General features: G+C 69.6%; 16 protein-coding genes and 1 tRNA gene. 7 read left to right on the forward strand and 10 right to left on the reverse strand.

Translation table 11 applies throughout. The features are described from left to right. Positions 1 to 1,028 precede the first annotated feature (1,028 nt). The 6 genes from ACQKQD_RS23890 (at position 1,029) to ACQKQD_RS23915 (ending at position 6,502) form a co-directional block, all read left to right on the forward strand. Positions 1,029 to 2,147 (forward strand): acyltransferase family protein, encoded by a 1,119-nt coding sequence (locus tag ACQKQD_RS23890; protein ID WP_427509737.1) that lies wholly within the window; start codon positions 1,029 to 1,031, stop codon positions 2,145 to 2,147. Positions 2,148 to 2,979: 832 nt separating this feature from the next. Then, positions 2,980 to 3,054: transfer RNA gene (locus ACQKQD_RS23895), tRNA-Thr, on the forward strand. A 282-nt stretch (positions 3,055 to 3,336) separates the two neighbouring features. Beyond that, positions 3,337 to 4,551, forward strand: coding sequence for an ABC transporter substrate-binding protein (locus ACQKQD_RS23900; RefSeq protein WP_427509738.1), 1,215 nt, complete (start codon positions 3,337 to 3,339; stop codon positions 4,549 to 4,551). 17 nt (positions 4,552 to 4,568) lie between these two features. Beyond that, positions 4,569 to 5,327 (forward strand): SDR family oxidoreductase, encoded by a 759-nt coding sequence (locus tag ACQKQD_RS23905; protein ID WP_427509739.1) that lies wholly within the window; start codon positions 4,569 to 4,571, stop codon positions 5,325 to 5,327. A gap of 324 nt (positions 5,328 to 5,651) precedes the next feature. After that, entirely contained in the window at positions 5,652 to 5,909 is a 258-nt protein-coding gene (locus ACQKQD_RS23910) for a NepR family anti-sigma factor (RefSeq protein ID WP_042671734.1), read from the forward strand. Further along, positions 5,906 to 6,502 (forward strand): sigma-70 family RNA polymerase sigma factor, encoded by a 597-nt coding sequence (locus tag ACQKQD_RS23915; protein ID WP_427509740.1) that lies wholly within the window; start codon positions 5,906 to 5,908, stop codon positions 6,500 to 6,502. The genes ACQKQD_RS23910 and ACQKQD_RS23915 overlap by 4 nt, the downstream gene beginning before the upstream one ends. A 32-nt stretch (positions 6,503 to 6,534) precedes the next feature. Here ACQKQD_RS23915 and ACQKQD_RS23920 read toward each other — a convergent pair whose 3' ends face one another. The 4 genes from ACQKQD_RS23920 to ACQKQD_RS23935 form a co-directional block, all read right to left on the reverse strand. Next, positions 6,535 to 7,068, reverse strand: a complete 534-nt coding sequence (locus ACQKQD_RS23920; protein WP_427509741.1) for an isochorismatase family protein — start codon at positions 7,066 to 7,068, stop codon at positions 6,535 to 6,537. A gap of 303 nt (positions 7,069 to 7,371) precedes the next feature. Continuing rightward, positions 7,372 to 8,277 (reverse strand): tetratricopeptide repeat protein, encoded by a 906-nt coding sequence (locus ACQKQD_RS23925; RefSeq protein WP_056529987.1) that lies wholly within the window; start codon positions 8,275 to 8,277, stop codon positions 7,372 to 7,374. 347 nt (positions 8,278 to 8,624) lie between these two features. Beyond that, positions 8,625 to 9,641 (reverse strand): asparaginase, encoded by a 1,017-nt coding sequence (locus ACQKQD_RS23930; RefSeq protein ID WP_091682811.1) that lies wholly within the window; start codon positions 9,639 to 9,641, stop codon positions 8,625 to 8,627. A gap of 179 nt (positions 9,642 to 9,820) precedes the next feature. After that, positions 9,821 to 10,225, reverse strand: coding sequence for a hypothetical protein (locus ACQKQD_RS23935; protein ID WP_244540863.1), 405 nt, complete (start codon positions 10,223 to 10,225; stop codon positions 9,821 to 9,823). Between ACQKQD_RS23935 and ACQKQD_RS23940 the strand changes: the two genes are divergently transcribed. Continuing rightward, entirely contained in the window at positions 10,224 to 10,538 is a 315-nt protein-coding gene (locus ACQKQD_RS23940) for a hypothetical protein (protein WP_244527049.1), read from the forward strand. The two genes, ACQKQD_RS23935 and ACQKQD_RS23940, sit on opposite strands and share 2 nt — an antisense overlap. Before the next feature lie 104 nt (positions 10,539 to 10,642). On the opposite strand, the gene ACQKQD_RS23945 is transcribed toward ACQKQD_RS23940, so the two are convergent. The 6 genes from ACQKQD_RS23945 to chpT all read right to left on the reverse strand — a co-directional run bounded on the left by ACQKQD_RS23945 (position 10,643) and on the right by chpT (position 17,412). Further along, positions 10,643 to 11,506 (reverse strand): CheR family methyltransferase, encoded by an 864-nt coding sequence (locus ACQKQD_RS23945; RefSeq protein ID WP_091928110.1) that lies wholly within the window; start codon positions 11,504 to 11,506, stop codon positions 10,643 to 10,645. Continuing rightward, positions 11,503 to 12,720: a chemotaxis-specific protein-glutamate methyltransferase CheB gene (cheB, locus tag ACQKQD_RS23950; RefSeq protein ID WP_427509742.1), complete on the reverse strand. Its 1,218-nt coding sequence runs from the start codon at positions 12,718 to 12,720 to the stop codon at positions 11,503 to 11,505. The genes ACQKQD_RS23945 and cheB overlap by 4 nt, the downstream gene beginning before the upstream one ends. A gap of 58 nt (positions 12,721 to 12,778) precedes the next feature. Next, positions 12,779 to 13,171, reverse strand: a complete 393-nt coding sequence (locus tag ACQKQD_RS23955) for a response regulator (RefSeq protein ID WP_012320961.1) — start codon at positions 13,169 to 13,171, stop codon at positions 12,779 to 12,781. Positions 13,172 to 13,182: 11 nt separating this feature from the next. After that, complete coding sequence (locus ACQKQD_RS23960) at positions 13,183 to 13,701, reverse strand: chemotaxis protein CheW (RefSeq protein ID WP_020094377.1); 519 nt, start codon at positions 13,699 to 13,701, stop codon at positions 13,183 to 13,185. 133 nt (positions 13,702 to 13,834) lie between these two features. Next, positions 13,835 to 16,597, reverse strand: coding sequence for a hybrid sensor histidine kinase/response regulator (locus ACQKQD_RS23965; protein WP_427509743.1), 2,763 nt, complete (start codon positions 16,595 to 16,597; stop codon positions 13,835 to 13,837). Between the two features lie 104 nt (positions 16,598 to 16,701). Beyond that, positions 16,702 to 17,412 (reverse strand): histidine phosphotransferase ChpT, encoded by a 711-nt coding sequence (gene chpT, locus ACQKQD_RS23970; protein WP_091981136.1) that lies wholly within the window; start codon positions 17,410 to 17,412, stop codon positions 16,702 to 16,704. Between the last annotated feature and the right edge of the window lie 329 nt (positions 17,413 to 17,741).

The following is a 17,741-nucleotide window of genomic DNA, read 5'->3' on the forward strand; positions in this document are numbered from 1 at the left end:
ATCGTGAGGGCATGTGCGACGAGGGTGCCGGCTTCTGGTTCGAGGTCTAGCGGGATCCGCACCGGAAATCGCCATCGCTTCTGACACATTGGCAACCGCTCGGCATACGCATGGCGGTGAACGGAATGACGGGCAGGGAATATGTGAGCGATACGGCATTTCGCGCGCATCCAACGGCGAACGGGCTTCGCGTTGATGCGATCATCGGAGGCCTTCTACGCTTCTATACGAACGCGCGGAGTACCGGACGATGCCTGGGCTGACCTGGCGGCCCGCCGGTCCGGGCGAGCTCTCCCTCGGAGGCCAGGCCACCCCGACCGGATCGGCGGCGGCCGCGCCGTGGCGCTGATCCACGGCAACAGCCCCTTCTGCTCGCGCGAGCGGCGCCCTCGACGAACTTCACCCTCGACGGGGATACGTTGGGTCGGACCAACCCTGCCTGCGCAGATGGGGATCGACCCGGTCGACGAGAGCTTCCCGACCTGTCGGACGCGGCACTGGGCTCGAAGGTCGAGCGCGCGCAACACCCGCACGCCACGGTGCGGGCCTGGACCGGGGTCCCGACCTCCATCGGCCTCGGCCCGACCAAACTCTGCTTAAATGGTGCCGGCGCGCGGGGCGGGTGAGTCGGCACGGCTGGAACACCAAGTTGTCGATTCGTACGCAGCGGGACACGACGCAGGTGAGCAATCTGCCGGTGATTGACGCGTGAGCGGTCGTATCACCGACCACGTGCCGCCGACTCCAGCTCAGGCGCGCATAGCCGATTGTTAGCCATAGGCCTCCGACCGACCCAGCGCGTGCAGCGAGCGAGGCGCGCGCACGGCAGTGGATCCTGGCACGCTCTGCAATATCGATGGCCGTCGAGGAATTTGGGCATCAAGCCTTCTCGAAGCCCACACATGTTAGCCATTCGGATATGGTGATACGTTCAATAGCGTAATCTTCTTTATAATATCCAAATTTCCCATTCGGAGGTACGATCCGGATTAAGATATCAATCCCGGCTTCCGGGAGGGACGGAAACGATGACTCTGAGTGAACGCCTCTTCCTGACGAAAGGGCGGCCATCCGGCTTCGATTATATGCGAATTGGTCTCGCCGCAATGATAGTGTTGTGGCACACGGTGATAGTTTCTTATGGCATAGAAGCTCAAAGATGGCTCATTTTGGGACCGTCGCGGCCAATATGGGCCATGATACTTCCCATGTTTTTCGCACTGAGCGGATTCCTCGTTTCCGGAAGTCTAGAACGCTCTCGAACGATCGTTGGGTTCTTGGGACTTCGACTAATTCGCATCTTCCCTGCGCTGGCAGTGGAATCGACAATAGCAATGATGATCGTTGGAGCGCTGTTCACGTATTACCCGCTCCAAAAGTATTTTACGGATCCAGGTTTTTGGTCCTATACTTTGAACATGATAGGCGTCGTTCGTTATTATCTCCCCGGCGTCTTTACTGATAATCCAACTACGCAGGTGAACGCGCAATTATGGACACTTCCTTACGAATTGTATTGCTACATATTGATATCCTTATTCTATATAATCGGTTTCTACAGGTCGGAAAAACTGATTTTGTTCGGCTGCCTGGTGATGCAAGTGTTAGTCATGATCACCATCTATACGCGAACACAGTTTGACGAAGGGACCGTGCGCGGCCCTGTGCTTGTCTTATCCTTTCTGTACGGCGCGTACCTCTATCGGGTCAGAGATCGAGTTCCATATAGCGCCCCGATTTTCTTCGCATGCGCCATTGCCATGGTTGGGTTTCTTTATCTTCCGATCTTCAATGCCCTCTCCGCACTTCCTGCCGCCTATGTGACTATCTATTTGGGGATGCGGAATCCGACACGGTCCGCAATTGTGTCAAGCGGAGATTATTCATATGGCATTTTCCTGTATGGATTTCCGATACAACAGGCAGTGTCTGCAGTTTTTCCGGATCTTCGGCAGTGGTGGATTAATTTTCTAATTTCGACCCCGATAATAATTTCGGTTGCCTATTTTTCATGGCATTGCATTGAGAAAAGAGCACTCCCCCTTCGGGGTCCGTTGATGAAATTCGAAAGCTGGTGCATGTCTTATTGCGGAAAACTACTTCATACATGTAAAAACAGTATCGCATTCGACCTGAAGAGCAGATAGACATCTCGTCGACTTAGATGCATTCCGCACACCGGAAGCAGCGGAAATATCGAAAACCGAATTCAGTATCGACCGCACATTCTAGATATTTGGATCCTGTCCTGTCAGGACGATCCCTCCCAGCGAAGCCGCTACGAGGCGCGAGGGGTTTCGTCGTCGACCCTGCTTCCCGGGTGCGATCAGGATGCACGTGCGCGCCTTGCCAACAGGTCTCCGCCTGCGGCGATCGGTTGGGGAGGCGATCACCCATTCGATGATCTGGCAGGCGACCCTACCACTGACGCCGCTTCCCTGCGCGAAGCCGCTCAACCGCTCCATTACGCGTTCGGCAGTCGCCGCTCGGGCGGCACCGGGATCTATCACGCTCACCCCTATATCGAGTGCCCCAGCAGGATCGCGGTCCGAACCATGTTGCGCTTTCGAGCCGGCTTGTGGGCGGCGCGCAACAGCCGCGCGAGTGTTCTGTCGAATGGTCGCGGTGATGTCACGGCGCCGACCCTTCGGAAGCGGGTAGGTCCTGCCGACGCGGTCGGCCAGCACCGCGACGACCACGGCGCGGATCGCCCGATCGGTAACCTCGTGGTCTCGCGCAGCTCGGCGAGTCGAGGGTTCCTTGGCCATTCACTCCCAAACCGTGGACTTTGCCATGAACTGTGCCGCCTCCCGCATCGCTCGGGCGCCGGCCTTCTTCGGCCCACTCCAAGGCTTGCGCGCACGCACGATGAACGGAACGTGCCGAGATGTGTGCCTTGACGAAGCGCCCCCAAACGTAGTCAAAAGGCGCCTCTGACGCACCGAAACCGCCAATTTTCTCAATGGTTTCAGAGCGCCTGCCGGTGTAGCACAGCGGTAGTGCAGCGGTTTTGTAAACCGAAGGTCGGGGGTTCGATCCCCTCCGCCGGCACCACGACATTCAATCGCCGAGGCCGGGCCTCGCGCCCGTGGGGCGTGACCGTCGTCCGGCACAGCGCGTCGGCTGAGGCCGCGCCACCGCGCCGATCCCGATGTCGCGACGGGCCGGTCTCGGGTGGGAGTTCCGGCCCGATTCCGTCGGCACCGCCGCCGCGACACATCCGGCGCCGGCCTGTCTCACCGCTCCCGGATCCGGTCGCGGACCGCTGCTTGACGCTGGGATGCCAGCGTGCCCTCCTGGCCGAAGGACAGAAACTGCCGCGGAGGACGGTCTGCCATGGCGTCGATCCGGAGTTGCGTGCTCTCGGTCGCGATCGGCTTCGCCGCGCTCGCCGGGCCGACCGTTGCCGAGCCGATCCGCGTCAAGGTCGGCGTCCTCAACGACATGTCGGGCGTCTACGCCGATACCGGCGGCAAGGGCTCCGTCGTCGCCGCGCAGATGGCGGTCGAGGATTTCGCCAAGACCGAGCCGGGCGTGCAGGTCGAGATCGTCTCGGCCGACCACCAGAACAAACCCGATATCGGCGCCGCCGTCGCCCGCCAGTGGTACGACCGCGACGGCGTGGACGCGATCCTCGACGTGCCGACCTCCTCGGTGGCGCTGGCGGTGAGTCAGGTCACCCGCGAGAAGAACAAGGTCTTCATCGACTCGGGGGCCGGCACCACGGAGTTGACCGGCAAGCAGTGCTCGCCGAACACGATCCAGTGGACCTACGACACCTACGCCCTGGCCCACGGCACGGCCGGCGCCATGCTCAAGCGCGGCGGCGACACCTGGTATTTCCTCACCGCCGACTACGCCTTCGGGCTCTCCCTTCAGAACGAGGCGAAGGCCGTGATCGATACGGGCGGCGGGCGCGTATTGGGCGCCGCGCGGGTCCCGTTCCCCGCCACGGACTTCTCCTCGTTCCTGCTGCAGGCGCAGGCCTCGGGCGCGAAGGTTGTGGGTCTGGCCAACGCGGGCGGCGACACGGTCAACGCGGTCAAGCAGGCGCACGAGTTCGGGCTGACCGACGGCGGCCAGAAGCTCGCCGCCCTGCTGATCTACGCCGTCGACGTCCACGCGATCGGCCTGCAGACCGCGCAGGGCCTCGTGCTGACCGAGTCGTTCTACTGGGATCTCAACCCGGAGACCCGGGCCTTCTCGGAGCGCTTCTACCCGCGCAACGGCAACAGCATGCCGACGATGAACCACGCGGGCGTCTATGCCGGGCTCCTGCACTACCTGAAGGCCGTGGCGGCGACGAAGTCGACGGACCCGCAGAAGACCATGGCCTGGATGAAGGCCAACCCGACCGACGACCCGCTGTTCGGCAAGGGTGTGGTCCGGGCGGACGGGCGCAAGATCCACCCGATGTACCTGTTCGAGGTGAAGGCGCCGTCCGAGTCGAAGGGCCCGTGGGACCTCTACAAGGTGCTGGAGACGATCCCCGCCGAGCAGGCCTTCCGCCCCCTCGCCGAGGGCGGCTGCCTGCTCGTCGCCAAGCCGTAGGGCGGGAGCCGAAGGCCATGATGCACGCGCTCGAAGGGCAGGCCGCCTGGGTGACGGGGGCCGGATCCGGGATCGGGCAGGCGGCCGCCGTGGCGCTGGCGCGGGCCGGCATGCGGGTCGCGCTCACCGGACGGGGTCAGGAGGCCCTCGCGCGCACCGCGGAGATGGTCCGCGCGGCGGGCGGCGAGGCGCTGGTCGCCCCGGCCGACATGGGCGTGGCCGACGACGTGCAGCGCGCCTGGGAGGCGGTTCACGCCGCGTGGCGGCGCTGCGACCTGCTGGTGAACTCGGCGGGCCTCAACGTGCCGCGGCGCGGCTGGAGCGAGATCACGCCGGCCGGGATCGACGCCGTGGTCGGCGTCAATCTCAACGGCCCCTTCTACGCGGCGCGGGCGGTGCTGCCGACCATGCGGGCGCAGCGGAGCGGCCTGATCATCCACGTCTCCTCCTGGGCCGGCCGCTACGTCTCCAAGCTGACGGGACCGGCCTATTCCGCCGCCAAGCACGGGCTCGTGGCGCTCTCGGAGAGCCTGAACCAGGAGGAGTGCGGGCACGGCATCCGGTCCTGCTGCATCTGCCCCGGCGAGGTCGCGACGCCCCTCCTCGACAAGCGGCCAGTCGCGGTCACCGCGGAGGATCGCGGGCGCATGCTCCAGCCGGAGGATCTCGCCGAGACGATCCTGTTCGTCGCCCGCCTGCCGGCCTCCGTCTGCGTCAACGAGATCCTGATCAGCCCGACCTGGAACCGCGGCTATCTCGAGGGCGTGAAGCTCTGAGCGGGGCCGTCGCGGCGCGCTTGGCCGGGGGCGCGGTGCGCTCATCCCGCGTTCAGGCACGGAGGACGAGTGTCGCCACGGCCAAGCTGAACACAAGTATTTCTGAATTGTATCTGAGACTTTATGGACTAAATTCGGCACAAGCTGGGCTATTTCAAGATTAAAATTGGATGAATGCGGGGTTCAGAACCGATTAAATCCGTCGCGCCTACCAGCGCTGCCGGAAGGCGATGAGACGCGTCTTCGCCGAACCGATGGGGACAACGGTCCGGCGGACCGCCGGGCCCCTCGGGGCCCCATCGCGCACGACCGGGGGGCGCGACCATGTCAGGGACCGAGGACGATCCAGGGATTCCGGGCTCCGCCGGCGCGGCGGACCCGGCCGGACCGGGCGCCGCGGCCGCATCACGCCCGGTGCCGGTCGGCGGACCCGGCCGGCCGATCGACGACGGCGCGCGGGACCGGATCGGGCGCGGCCTGCGCCTGCACTACGCGGGCGTCCTGGCCCTGCCGATCCCGGACCGGCTCCGGACGCTGCTCGACGAGCTCGCCGCACACTCCGACACGGAGGCCTCGCGATGACCCTGATGCTGCAAGCCGCCCCTGTGGGGAGCGGATCCGGTCCGGCCCCCCGGGGCGCCGACGCGGAGATGCGCGACCTCCTGCTGGGGGCGATCCCGGCGCTGCGGGCCTTCGCGTTCTCGCTGACCTACGACCTCGACCGCTCGGACGACCTCGTGCAGGACACGCTCGTGCGCGCCTGGGTCAACGCCGCAAGCTTCCGCCGCGGGACCAACCTGACCGCGTGGCTGTTCACGATCCTGCGGAACCTGTTCTACTCGGAGCAGCGCAAGCGCAAGCGCGAGGTGGAGGACGCCGACGGCCTCCATGCCGGGCGCCTGACCGCCCTCCCCGAGCAGGAGATCCGGATGGAGATGGCGCAGTTCCAGAGCGCGCTGAACCGGCTGCCGCCGGCCCAGCGCGAGGCGCTGGTCCTGGTCGGCGCCCAGAGCTTCACCTACGAGGAGGCCGCGGCCATCTGCGGCGTCGCGGTGGGCACGATCAAGAGCCGGGTCAGCCGCGCCCGGACCCGCCTGATCGAGGTGCTGGGCATGACCGGCACCGACGACATCGGACCCGACCCGCAGACCCGCGCGGCCCTCGACGGCTCCTGAGGCGCGCGCCGCGGCGAGGACCGCCGCGGCGCCTACTTGATGAGCCTGACGACGTCGCGGAACCGCCCGTGCCGCGCCGTGCCGAGCCACTCGAACACCACCATCTCGGTCGTTACGATCTCGGCGCCGTGGGCCGCCATCCGGGCGAGCGCCGCCTCCCGGTTCTCGATCCGCCGCGAGCCCACGGCGTCGGCCACCACGGCGACGCGGCGGCCGGACTCGCGCAGCCCGAGAACCGTCTGCAGCACGCAGACATGCGCCTCGCAGCCGCTGACCACGAGGTCGCGGTCCGCGGGCAGGCGCTCGAGGAAGCCGGGCGTCCGGGTCGCGCCGAAGCTCATCTTCGCGAAGGCCGTCCCGGGCTCGGGCGCCAGGGCCGGCACGGTCGGCCCGAGGCCGCCGGCATTCTGCTCGGTGACCAGGACCGGGACGTCGAGCAGCTGCGCGGCGGCGAGGAGGCGGCCCGCATTGGCGACGACCCCGTCCCCTTCCGCGATCGTCGGCATCAGCCGGACCTGAACGTCGATGACGAGGAGGAGCGAGCGGGCGGGGTCGATCAGCGGCATCGATGTCTGGTCCCTGCGGACGGGTCGCGTCGGAGACGGAGGAGGCCATCCTGGCCCCATCCGAGCCGTATCCTCGCCCCATCCGGTCCGGTGGGGACCGCGCCCGCCGGCATGACACGTGCGCGCCCCGACCGCGACCCCGCCCAAGAGCCGTTCCCGATCGTGCTGCAACGGTTGGGAAGGGCGGCAACTCCGGTCCCGGCAGCCGCGCCAGGGCCCCTCTCTCGCGCGGAAGAGGGCACCGGTGCCTCGTTCGGCACGGGCCCGGCGATCACCTCCGTCCCGAACCGACAGGGAACGGCTCTAGCGGAGCGCGATGTCGCCGGGGACGTTCGCGGCCGCGGCGCCGCCGGCGGCCTTCTCGAACCACCGCCGGGCGGCCTCGAAATCCTGCTTCACCCCGCGACCGTTGACGTAGAGGAAACCGAGATTGTTCATCGCCTCCGCGTGGCCGGCGGCGGCCGCCTTCTCGAACCAGCGGCGGGCCGCGGCGGCGTCCGTCTTCACGCCCTGGCCGTTCAGGTAGAGGCTGCCGAGGTTGTTCATCGCGTCCACGTTGCCGCCGGCGACCGCCCGCTCGAACCAGCGGCGGGCCGCGGCGGCGTCCCGCTTCACGCCCTGACCGTTGAGGTGCAGGCTGCCGAGGGCGTTCATCGCGTCAACGTTGCCGGCGGCGGCGGCCTTCCCGAACCAGGACGCGGCCGCGCCGTAATCCTGCCCGACGCCCTGACCGTTGGCGTAGAGTAGGCCGAGATTGTACAGGGCCGACGCGGCGCCGGCGGCCGCCGCCTTCTCGTACCAACTGCGCGCGGTGGCGTAGTCCTGCGTCACGCCCTGGCCGGCATCGTAGAGGCTGCCGAGGTTGTTCATGGCCTCGGCGTTGCCCGCCAGGGCGGCCTTCTCGAACCACGCGGCCGCGGCGGCGTAGTCCTGCTTCACGCCCTGGCCGTTGTAGTACAGGCTGCCGAGGTTGAGCATGGCGTCGACGTCACCGCCGGCAGCCGACTTCTCGAACCAGCGTCCGGCCGTACCGAAATCCTGCTTCACGCCCTGGCCGTTGATGTAGAGGATTCCGAGATTGTACATCGCGGCGGCGCTGCCGCTGACGGCCGTCGTCGTGGAGAGGCTCCCGGCGGTCTCCGCCTGTGCGCCCAGCCCGGACAGGACCGAGAGCGCCAGAGACATGGAGACGATGGATGTCGCGCGCATGGCCGTGAATCCCTGTGCGGGCACGCGAACCGTCATGCCCTGCGCGGAAGCCGATCCCGAGCATCTTCCGCAATGCTGAAGGCGTGTTCCCGAACCTTCTTCGTCCGCTGACAGTCTTCCGGGCGAAAAACCCTTCGGCTGGACTGCACCGGACTGATCCTTGACCTATCCGGGCCCGGCAGGACTTTCTGGACCAAATCGCACATGCGGCCCGCATGGTCGGCCGACATCGCCGGCGCGCGCCACGGGCCGCGACAGGGTTCGCGCGCGGCGGGGACCGTGCGGGACCGGCCGGAAGGAGGCGTTGAGGGCTCGGCGGGGCGGGCGACCGGTCCCGGGACGCGTCGCTAGTAGGTCGCGAACAGCCGCGCCACCGCCTCGGGCTCCGCCGTGACGGTCAGCGCCAGGGCGAGCAGGATCCGGGCCTTCTGCGGGGTGAGGTTGTCGGCGCTGAGGATGCCGCGGCTGCGCAGCCGGGTGGTGAGCGGGACCACGCCGCTGCCGGCCCGGGTCGACATCACCACCACGATCCCGGCGGCCGCCGCCGCCTCCAGGGCCTCGGCCTCGGCGGGCGGGGTCATGCCCGGCGCGAGACCGGCCGCGACGAGGCCGCGCGCGCCCGCGGCCAGGAAGGCCCGGACCGCGGTGCCGTCGGCGTCGGCGTACCCGTAGGCGACGTCGACCCGCGGCAGCGCCGGCAGGGTCCGGATGTCGAAGGGCGTGCCCGGCGCGTGCGCCCGCTCGGAGCGGCGGTAGTAGCGGACGGACTCGCCATCGACGTGGCCGAGCACGCCGAAATCCGGGGTCCGGAAGGTCTGGAGCCGGGCCACCGAGGTCTTGGTCACCTCGCGGGCCGCCTGGATCTCGTCGTTGAGCACCACCAGCACGCCGCGCCCGCGGGAGGCCGGCGCCGCGGCCGTGCGCACGGCCGCCACGAGGTTGAGCTTGGCGTCGGTGGAGAGGGCGCTCATCGGCCGCTGCGAGCCGACCAGCACCACCGGCAGATCCACCGTCAGGGTGAGGCCGAGGGCGTAGGCGGTCTCCTCCAGGGTGGCGGTGCCGTGCCCGATGACGATGCCGGCGAGATCCGGGTGCTCCGCCGCGAGGCGCTCACACAGGCGCACGAGGTCGCGCCACTCGGCGAAGCCGATCGCCGGGCTCGGGACCGCCCGGAACGGCACCGGCACCACCGCGGCCACCGTCGCGAGTTCCGGGACGGCGTCCAGGATCGCGCCGGCCTCGAGGCGCCGGTCGGTGGCGGTGTAGTCGAGGATGTCGAGGGCGTCGCGGCCGAGGGACGAGATCGTCCCGCCCGTGCCGATGAACGCGACCTTGGGCAACCCGGTCCCCGATCCTGCCGCCATGCCGTCTCTCCCGACCCTGTCCGACGCCGTGATGCCGCGTCGCGCGGCCGGGGTCGACCCCGCCGCGCGCAGGCGGGCGATGCGCCGGGCGGGAGGCCCGCCGAGCGAGCCCCGACCTCGCGCCCCGACCTCGCGCCCCGACCTCGCGCCCCGGCCGCTCGCCGGGACGGGCCGCGGCCTCAGCTGCGGAAGTCGAGCAGGAGCGCCGAGACGGTGCCGCTGTTGGCGGTGCCGCTCGCCCCGTAGCCGGCGCTGCCCGACTGGCTGCTCTGGAGCTGCTGGATGAAGGTGGACAGCAGGTCGTTCGTCGTCCCCGCCGCCGAGGTGGTCGTCGCCGACGCGGAGGCCGACATGCCAGTCCCGGCGCCGCCCGCGGCGGCGTCTCCCGGGGGCGGGCCGGGCGGGGGCCCGGGCGGCGGGCCGTCCGGACCGGCGACGGCGCCGGTCTCGTCGCCCGCGGCGTCGGTGCTCTGGGTGCTCCGGCCGTGGCTGGCGAACAGGTTCTTCAGCTCCGTGGCCTGGTCGGCGGTGAGGCTGCCGCTGCTGACCTGATCGGCGATCAGGCCGTCGATCCGGTCCTTCATGGAGGACGGATCGAGCTTCGACCCTGTCGCGGTGCTGCTCGAGGCCGAACTGTCCGACGACAGGCTCGAATCGATGCTGCTCAGGGCGCTCGTGAGCGCCGTCGCGTCAGTGCTGCTGATCGTGCCGGCCGACAGCGCGCTGCTGATCGTGTCCGACATCTGTGTCTTGGGCGACGGCGGCGGCGACCATCGCTGCGCGGCGAGCTGCGCTGTCGCGGTGGATGAGACGGTACTCATTGGGGGGCTCGGGTCACGGATGAGCCGGATTCGCCCGGCGGCGGGTCCGTGTGCAAATTACCCACGCGATCCTTAAGGCCGCGTTTCCGCGATCGCCCGGATCCCCGCTGCGGTGAGGGGACGGCCTCGGTGACGGGACGGCCGCGTCGGCGCGGCCGGGAAGAACCCCGATCGCGCCGCTCAGAGGCTCGCGGCCATGCGCAGCGGCGCCGCTTCGGCCGGGCGCGCCGCGGCCTCGGCGTGGCCGTAGAGGCCGCGATGCTTCGGGTTCGGCGACAGCCGGTCGGTCAGGCCGATCACCGTCTCGGCGGCGCCGAGCAGGAGCGCGCCCTCCGGGGCGAGCTGCGCCGCGAGCCGCGCCAGGACGTCCGACTTGGTCGGCGCGTCGAAGTAGATCAGCACGTTGCGGCAGTAGATCACGTCGAACTGGCCCAGCGAGGCGAAGCTGTGCAGCAGGTTGAGCTGCCGGTAATCCACCATGCTGCGCAGGCTCTGGGCGATCTGCCACTGCTCGCCGACCTGGGTGAAGTACTTGATCAGCCACTGCACCGGCAGGCCGCGCTGGACCTCGAAATGGCTGTACAGCCCGAGCTTGGCCTTCTCGATCACCTCGGTCGACAGGTCGGTGGCGACGATCTCCACCTGCCAGCCGGCGAGCCGCGGCGCCGCCTCCTGGAGGAGCATGGCCAGCGAGTACGGCTCCTGCCCGGTGGAGGCCGCCGCGCACCAGATCCGCAGCCGGCGACGGCCGGCATTGCGCACCAGCACGTCGGGCAGGAGCGTGTCGCGGAACAGGTCGAACGGGATCCGGTCGCGGAAGAAGAAGGTCTCGTTCGTGGTCATGGCCTCGACCACGGCCCGCTCGATCGTGCTGTTCTGGGCGAGCTTGAGGGTGCCGATCAGGTCGCCGAGGCTGGCGAGCCCGAAGCGGCGGCAGACCGGGGTCAGCCGGCTCTCCACGAGGTAGCGCTTCTCCGGCGTCAGCGCGAGGCCGGAGCGCTGCTTCAGGAAGGTGCGCAGGAATTCGAACTCGAGTTCGGTCATGCCGGCTGCCCCGTGATCATGGCGCGCAGCGCCGTCGCGAGTTCGGGCAGCGGCAGCACGGCCTCGGCGAGCCCGGCCCGCGCGACGCTGCCCGGCATGCCCCAGACCGTGCTGGTGGCCTCGTCCTGGGCGAGGACCGGGCCGCCGGCCTCGGTGAGCGCCCGGGCGCCGTTGGTCCCGTCCGAGCCCATGCCGGTGAGGATCACGGTCGCGGTGGCGGCGCCGAACACCACCGCCGCGTCCTTGAACAGGACGTCGACCGCGGGACGGCAGAAATTCACCGGCGGGCCGTCGGTGAGCTTGATGATCGGGCCGCCGGCCCCGGCGGCCAGCCCCATGTGGCGGCCGCCCGGGGCCACGTAGATGCGGCCCGGCTCGACCCGCTCCTCGGCCTTGCCCTCGGCCGCAGGGAGCCCGGTGCGGGTGGACAGGTGCTCGGCGAAGACCGCCGTGAAGATCGGCGGCATGTGCTGGACGATCAGGACCGGCAGGCGCCGCAGGGCGGCCGCGCCGATGCCCTCAAGCATCTCGCCCACGGCCCGCGGGCCGCCCGTGGAGGAGCCGATCAGCAGGGCGCGGGGCTGGGTCCGGTTGCGGACCTTGGGCCGGAGCGTGAAGGGAGTCGCGGGGCGCGCCGTGGCGGCCGGCGCCGGATGCGCCGCGGCCGGCACGGCCGCCGGCGCGGGCGCGGCGTGGTAGCCCGGCGCGTGGCCGGCGGGCGCGGCGGACGGGCGCCGGTTCCGCGCGCGGGCGGAGCCGAACACGCGGACGCGCTCGATCAGCTCGACCCGAAACGTGTCCGAGGTGGTGACGCCGCGGCTGCTCTCCGGCTTGGCGATGTAGTCCACCGCGCCGAGGGCGAGGCATTTCAGCGAGATATCGGCGTTGCGCGTCGTCAGCGTCGACATCATCACGACCTGCACGCTCGGGCTCATGGCGAGCATGCGCGGCAGCGCGGTCGTGCCGTCGAGTTCCGGCATCTCGATGTCGAGCAGGACCACGTCCGGATCGTGCTTGGCCATCAGCTCGAGGGCGATCCGGCCGTTCGAGGCCGTGCCGACGAGCTCGAATCCGGCCTCGCCGATCCAGCGGGCCACGAGGCCGCGCACCACGGCCGAGTCGTCGGCCACGAGCACACGGATCGCCGTGGCCGATGAGGTCGTGCTCTGGGTTGGCGGCGTGCGCAGCGGGGCGACCGCGGGACTCAGGGCCATGATGATTGCCTCGGGTGCAGGGTCGCGGGGCTCGGGCCGCGGGTCAGGGAGCAGGCGATCAGGCCGCGTCGGCGACGAGACCGACCTGTTCGAGCTTGGCCGTCAGGATGTCGCGGTCGAAGGGCTTCATGATGTACTCGTCGGCCCCCGCCCGGAGAGCGCGGGCGATCGCCCCGACGTCGTTCTCGGTGGTGCAGAACAGGACCTTCGGCGCGCCCCCGCCCTCGCTCTGGCGCAGGGCCTGGAGGAACGCGTAGCCGTCCATGTTCGGCATGTTCCAGTCGAGCAGGATGGCGTCGGGCATGCTGGCCGCGCAGGCTTCGAGGGCGGCGCTGCCGTCCTCGGCCTCGCTGACATTCATGCCGAGATCCTCGATGATCCGCCGGGCGACCTTCCGGATCACCGCGGAATCGTCCACCACCAGGCAGGTGGTCTCGTGGGGCGCCTTCATCGACCTCTCCCTCAAGCCGCCTTGGCGCCGGCGGGCGTGAAGCCGAGGAGCGCGTCCACGTCGAGGATCACCAGGAGCCGGCCGTCGAGGCGGTGGACGCAGGTGGCGAGGTCGCGGAAGCGCGGATCCAGGTTGATCGGCACCGCCTCGCGGCTGTCGGCGCCGAGCTTGAGCACCTCGCCGACGCCGTCGACCACCAGCGCGAAGGTCTCGCCGGCCTGCTCCAGGCCGATCGCCATCTTCGGGCTGGCCTTGCTGCCGTCCGCCTCGGCCTCCGCGTCCGGCAGGCCCAGGCGCCGGCGCAGGCTCATGGCCGTCACGACCCGGCCGCGCAGGTTCAGCAGGCCGACGATCTCGGCCGGCGCCAGGGGAACCGGCGTCACGCCCGACGGGACGAAGACGTCGTGGACCCGCTCGATCGCCAGGCCGAACAGCGTCTCGCCGACGAAGACCGTGACGAAGTCGTCGGTGGCGCCGGTCTCGGCGCCGTTGGTGGTGGCGCCGCTGGTGTTGGCGTTGGCAGCCTGCATCGGAACTCTCCGGATTCGTTCGTCGCGATCGTCGCGATCGGCCTGGGTCGATCGGCTTGGGTCGATCGGCCTGGGTCGATCGGCTTGGAGCGATCGGCCGGGGTCGATCGCCCGGGGCGGGCGGCGCGGCGGCTCAGGCGGCTTTCGACACCGTGGCGGCGCCGATCTCGGCCAGCGCCGAGATCAGGCCGCTGCGGTCGAACTTCGCCACGAGGTCGCTGATCGCCAGCGCCCGCGCCTTCTCCACCGCGTCGGCGCCGATCGCGCCGGTGAGGCCGATCACCGGGAGCCCGGCGAGGCGCGGCTCGGCCCGCCGCATCGCGGCGACGAGGTCGAAGCCGCTGCGGCCCGGCATCTCCAGGTCGGTGACCACCACCTCGATCTGCGGATCGGACTGGAGGGTCGACAGGGCCGTCTCGGCGCTCGACGCCGTAACCACCTGGTAGCCCGCGGCCTTCAGCACCGGGCTCAGCATGTCGCGGAAGAAGGCCGAGTCGTCGACCAGAAGGACCGTGGAGATCTGCTCGGGCCGCTTCAGGCCGCGCGCCCAGTCGTCGTAGGCCAGCGGCAGGAAGTGGGCGATGTTGATGATGTCGGTCGCCCGGCCCCGCAGCACCGCCGAGCCAATCAGGTCCGACCGGTCGGCCGCGATCTCGATGTCGAGGCGCTCCTCGACGATGTCGACGATCTCGTCGACCACGAGACCCATGGCGCGCTCGCCGTCGGAGAACACCACCAGGGCCTGCGTCCCCTCCGACTTGATGGTGATCGCCGCGTCGGCCGGGACCAGGGGCATCAGGCGCCCGCGGTACTGGATCAGCGCGCGGCCGCCGAGCCACTCGACCTTGGCGCACTCGATCTCCTCGAGACGGGTGACCAGCGACAGCGGCACCGCCTTGAAGCTGCCCTGGCCGCCCTTGAACACCAGGAGCGTGGTCTTGGTGTCGGCCATCTCGACCGCCTCGTCGGCGTCGGCGTCGATGTGGCCGCCGCTGCCCTGGACGCCCTGCGCCACCTGACGGGCCACGCCGTTCGGATCGACGATCAGCACCACGGCGCCGTCGCCGAGGATCGTGTTGCCGGCAAACATCGGGATGTGCCGCAGCTTCACCGACATCGGCTTCACGACGATCTCCTCCGTGTGGAAGACCTCGTCGACGAGGATGCCGAAGCGCTCGCGCCCGACCTGGGCGACCACCACGAAGCCGGCCTGGTCCGTCTCCGCGCCCGGGCTCGTCTGGCCGAGCAGGCCGGTGAGCGAGACGATCGGCAGCAGCCGCTCGCGCAGGCGCAGCACCGGCGCGCCGTTGATGTGCTCGACCCGCTGCGCCCCGGCATCGACCCGGACCAGCTCCAGCACCGCCACCTGCGGCAGGGCGAAGCGGTGCTCGCCGGCCCGGACGATCAGGGCGGCCACGATCGCCAGCGTCAGCGGGATCTTGATGGTGAAGGTGGTGCCGCGACCCGCGGTGGTGGCGATGTCGATCAGGCCGCCGATGGTCTCGATGTTGGTCTTGACCACGTCCATGCCGACGCCGCGGCCCGAGACCGAGGTCACCGCCGCCGCCGTCGAGAAGCCGGCGTGGAAGATGAACTTGGCGACCTGGGCGTCGGTCATCCGCTCGATATCGGCCTGGGAGGCGAGCCCGCGCTCCGCGGCCTTCTTGCGGATGGCCGCGAGGTTCAGGCCCTTGCCGTCGTCGGCGATCTCGATCGTGATCGTGCCGCCCTCGTGGTAGGCGGCGAGGCGGATCGTTCCGCGGGCGGGCTTGCCCGCCGCCACGCGCTCGGCGGTCGATTCGAGGCCGTGATCCGCCGAGTTGCGGACCATGTGGGTCAGCGGGTCCTTGATGACCTCGAGGACCTGGCGGTCGAGCTCGGTCTCGTTGCCGACCATCACGAGGTCGATCTGCTTGCCGAGTTCGGCCGAGAGGTCGCGCACCACGCGCGGCAGCTTCTGCCACGCGTTGCCGATCGGCTGCATGCGCGTCTTCATGACGCCCTCCTGCAGCTCGGCGGTGACGTGCGACAGGCGCTGCAGCGGGACCTTGTAGCTCGAATCCTCGTGCCGGCGGGCGATCTCGAGGAGCTGGTTGCGGGTCAGCACCAGCTCGGAGACCATCGTCATCAGGTGCTCGAGCGTGTCGACGTTCACCCGGATGGTCTGGTTCTTGGCGGCGGCGGTCGTCTCGCCCTCGGCGCCCTCGACCTTCTCGGCGCGCGCCGGCTCGGCCTTCTCGGTCTTCTCGGCCTCGACGGGCTCGGGCTTCTTCTCGGCCTTGGACGCCGCGCTGACGGCGGGCGCGGGCGCCGGGGCGGGGGCGACGGCGGCCGCAGGGGCGGGCATCGCGGCCACGGGGGCCGGCGGCGGGAGGAAGTCCGATTCGTCCGGACCGGGGGCGGCCAGGAAGGCGGCCTCCAGGTCGTCGAGGGAGACCTCGCCGGGCTTCAGCTCGCGGACCACCGGATCGGGCAGGACCGGCTCGGGCGGCGGCGGCGGGGCGGCGGCCTCCGGCTCCGGCGAGCCCTCGGCCATGCGCTCCAGGGCGGAGATGAGGTCGTCGTCCGAGCCCGCGGGCTCCGTGCCGGTGGCCTCCAGATCGGCCAGGATCGCCTTCAGCCGGTCCAGCGTCAGCAGGATCAGGGTGACGGAATCCGACGTGGCGGGCAGCCCGTCGCGGAAGCGACCCATCAAGGTCTCGGCGGCGTGCGCCAGAGCTTCCAGCCGCGGGAGTCCGAGGAACCCGCAGGTTCCCTTGATCGTGTGAACGAGTCGGAAAATGTTCCGCAGAATGGTCTCGTTGTTCGGATCCTGTTCGAATCGAACCAATTCTGCATCGACCGTGTCGAGATGCTCCCCGCTCTCGGTCAGAAACTCGCGAAGCAGGTCGTCCATAGGCGCTACTCGTTACGCGGAGAAGGTCTCGCGCAACCTACTTACTCGCGCGGGGTTAGGGAAGCGTTTCCATCCCGGCCCCGCGCGGCACCTTTTTCAGAGTTTCACGCCAGCGCCGTGTCCGAAGCTTCTCCATCGGAGTCTTCGGACGCGTCGATCACTGCGGGCGTGGCGGTGATAGTCACTTCATCGCCCTCGATGGCGAAGCGGACATCCATGGCGGCGGCCCGGGCCACGAGGCCCGCGTAGAACGGCAGGATGCCGTGGGCATCGACGGTGCCGCTCTCGGGGCTGCCGGCCATCAGCTCCTCGACGTGGGGCGGGATGCGGGCATGCGAGCCCTTGGCCTTCAGCACCAGCGTGGGCGCCTCGCCGTCGCCGGAGACGACGACGTCGATCAGGCCGCCCCGGGGAATCGCCGAGGTCGCGACCATCACGAGATTGAGCAGGAGCTTGACCTTGTTCTTCGGGAACAGCGCCTGCGGGGCGCTCCAGGTCAGCTTGGTCTTGTCGTCGGAGAACATGCCCTTGGCCACGCTCTCGGCGTCGGCGAGGTCGATCGAGGCGCCGGCCGAGCCGGCGGCCCCGAAGGCGATGCGGGCGAATTTCAGCCGCGCCGAGGCCTGACGGGCGCTCTTCCCGATCAGCTCCAGGGCGAAGGTCCGCATCGATTCGTCCTGGTCGTCCTCCAGGACCTCGAGCCCGTTCACGATCGCGCCGACGGGGCTGATCACGTCGTGGCAGACGCGGGAGCAGAGCAGGGCGGCGAGGTCGAGGCCGTCGAGAGTCAGGGTGGGCGAGGTCGGGGAGGACATGGTGCGCTCCGGGCGGGCGGATCTGAGGTGCGGACGTCTGCGGGCCGGGGCCCCGATTGGGGCTGCCGGTTCCCGGCCGCCCGGTTCTCGGTCGCCCGGTCCTCGGCCGCCCCTGCGGCGATCGAGTCGCCCGAAGGGATCCCGCGCGGCCCGCGGGCCGGACCGGGGGCGACGACCGGTCCGCACGGATAGACGCCACGGTCGGCTTTGAAAAGCGTTACCGGATCGGACGGAAGACCGGGACGGCCCCCGATTCCGGGCCCGCGCGGCCGCGAACGCGTCGCCGCTGCCCGGTCCTGGCCGCATCGTGAACGCGCGGCGGGCGCCGC

It is taken from the genome of Methylobacterium sp. NPDC080182, from assembly GCF_050281105.1.
Classification (GTDB): Bacteria; Pseudomonadota; Alphaproteobacteria; order Rhizobiales; family Beijerinckiaceae; genus Methylobacterium.

Bases quoted from the DNA above. Each gene is read 5' to 3' on its own strand.
- ACQKQD_RS23920 (WP_427509741.1), bottom strand. From the start codon at position 7,068: ATGCCGCTGATCGACCCCGCCCGCTCGCTCCTCCTCGTCATCGACGTT.
- chpT (WP_091981136.1), bottom strand. From the start codon at position 17,412: ATGTCCTCCCCGACCTCGCCCACCCTGACTCTCGACGGCCTCGACCTC.
- ACQKQD_RS23955 (WP_012320961.1), bottom strand. From the start codon at position 13,171: ATGAAGGCGCCCCACGAGACCACCTGCCTGGTGGTGGACGATTCCGCG.
- ACQKQD_RS23935 (WP_244540863.1), bottom strand. From the start codon at position 10,225: ATGAAGGACCGGATCGACGGCCTGATCGCCGATCAGGTCAGCAGCGGC.
- ACQKQD_RS23925 (WP_056529987.1), bottom strand. From the start codon at position 8,277: ATGCGCGCGACATCCATCGTCTCCATGTCTCTGGCGCTCTCGGTCCTG.
- ACQKQD_RS23960 (WP_020094377.1), bottom strand. From the start codon at position 13,701: ATGCAGGCTGCCAACGCCAACACCAGCGGCGCCACCACCAACGGCGCC.
- ACQKQD_RS23930 (WP_091682811.1), bottom strand. From the start codon at position 9,641: ATGGCGGCAGGATCGGGGACCGGGTTGCCCAAGGTCGCGTTCATCGGC.
- ACQKQD_RS23945 (WP_091928110.1), bottom strand. From the start codon at position 11,506: ATGACCGAACTCGAGTTCGAATTCCTGCGCACCTTCCTGAAGCAGCGC.
- cheB (WP_427509742.1), bottom strand. From the start codon at position 12,720: ATGGCCCTGAGTCCCGCGGTCGCCCCGCTGCGCACGCCGCCAACCCAG.
- ACQKQD_RS23900 (WP_427509738.1), top strand. From the start codon at position 3,337: ATGGCGTCGATCCGGAGTTGCGTGCTCTCGGTCGCGATCGGCTTCGCC.
- ACQKQD_RS23905 (WP_427509739.1), top strand. From the start codon at position 4,569: ATGATGCACGCGCTCGAAGGGCAGGCCGCCTGGGTGACGGGGGCCGGA.
- ACQKQD_RS23965 (WP_427509743.1), bottom strand. From the start codon at position 16,597: ATGGACGACCTGCTTCGCGAGTTTCTGACCGAGAGCGGGGAGCATCTC.
- ACQKQD_RS23940 (WP_244527049.1), top strand. From the start codon at position 10,224: ATGGAGGACGGATCGAGCTTCGACCCTGTCGCGGTGCTGCTCGAGGCC.
- ACQKQD_RS23915 (WP_427509740.1), top strand. From the start codon at position 5,906: ATGACCCTGATGCTGCAAGCCGCCCCTGTGGGGAGCGGATCCGGTCCG.
- ACQKQD_RS23890 (WP_427509737.1), top strand. From the start codon at position 1,029: ATGACTCTGAGTGAACGCCTCTTCCTGACGAAAGGGCGGCCATCCGGC.
- ACQKQD_RS23910 (WP_042671734.1), top strand. From the start codon at position 5,652: ATGTCAGGGACCGAGGACGATCCAGGGATTCCGGGCTCCGCCGGCGCG.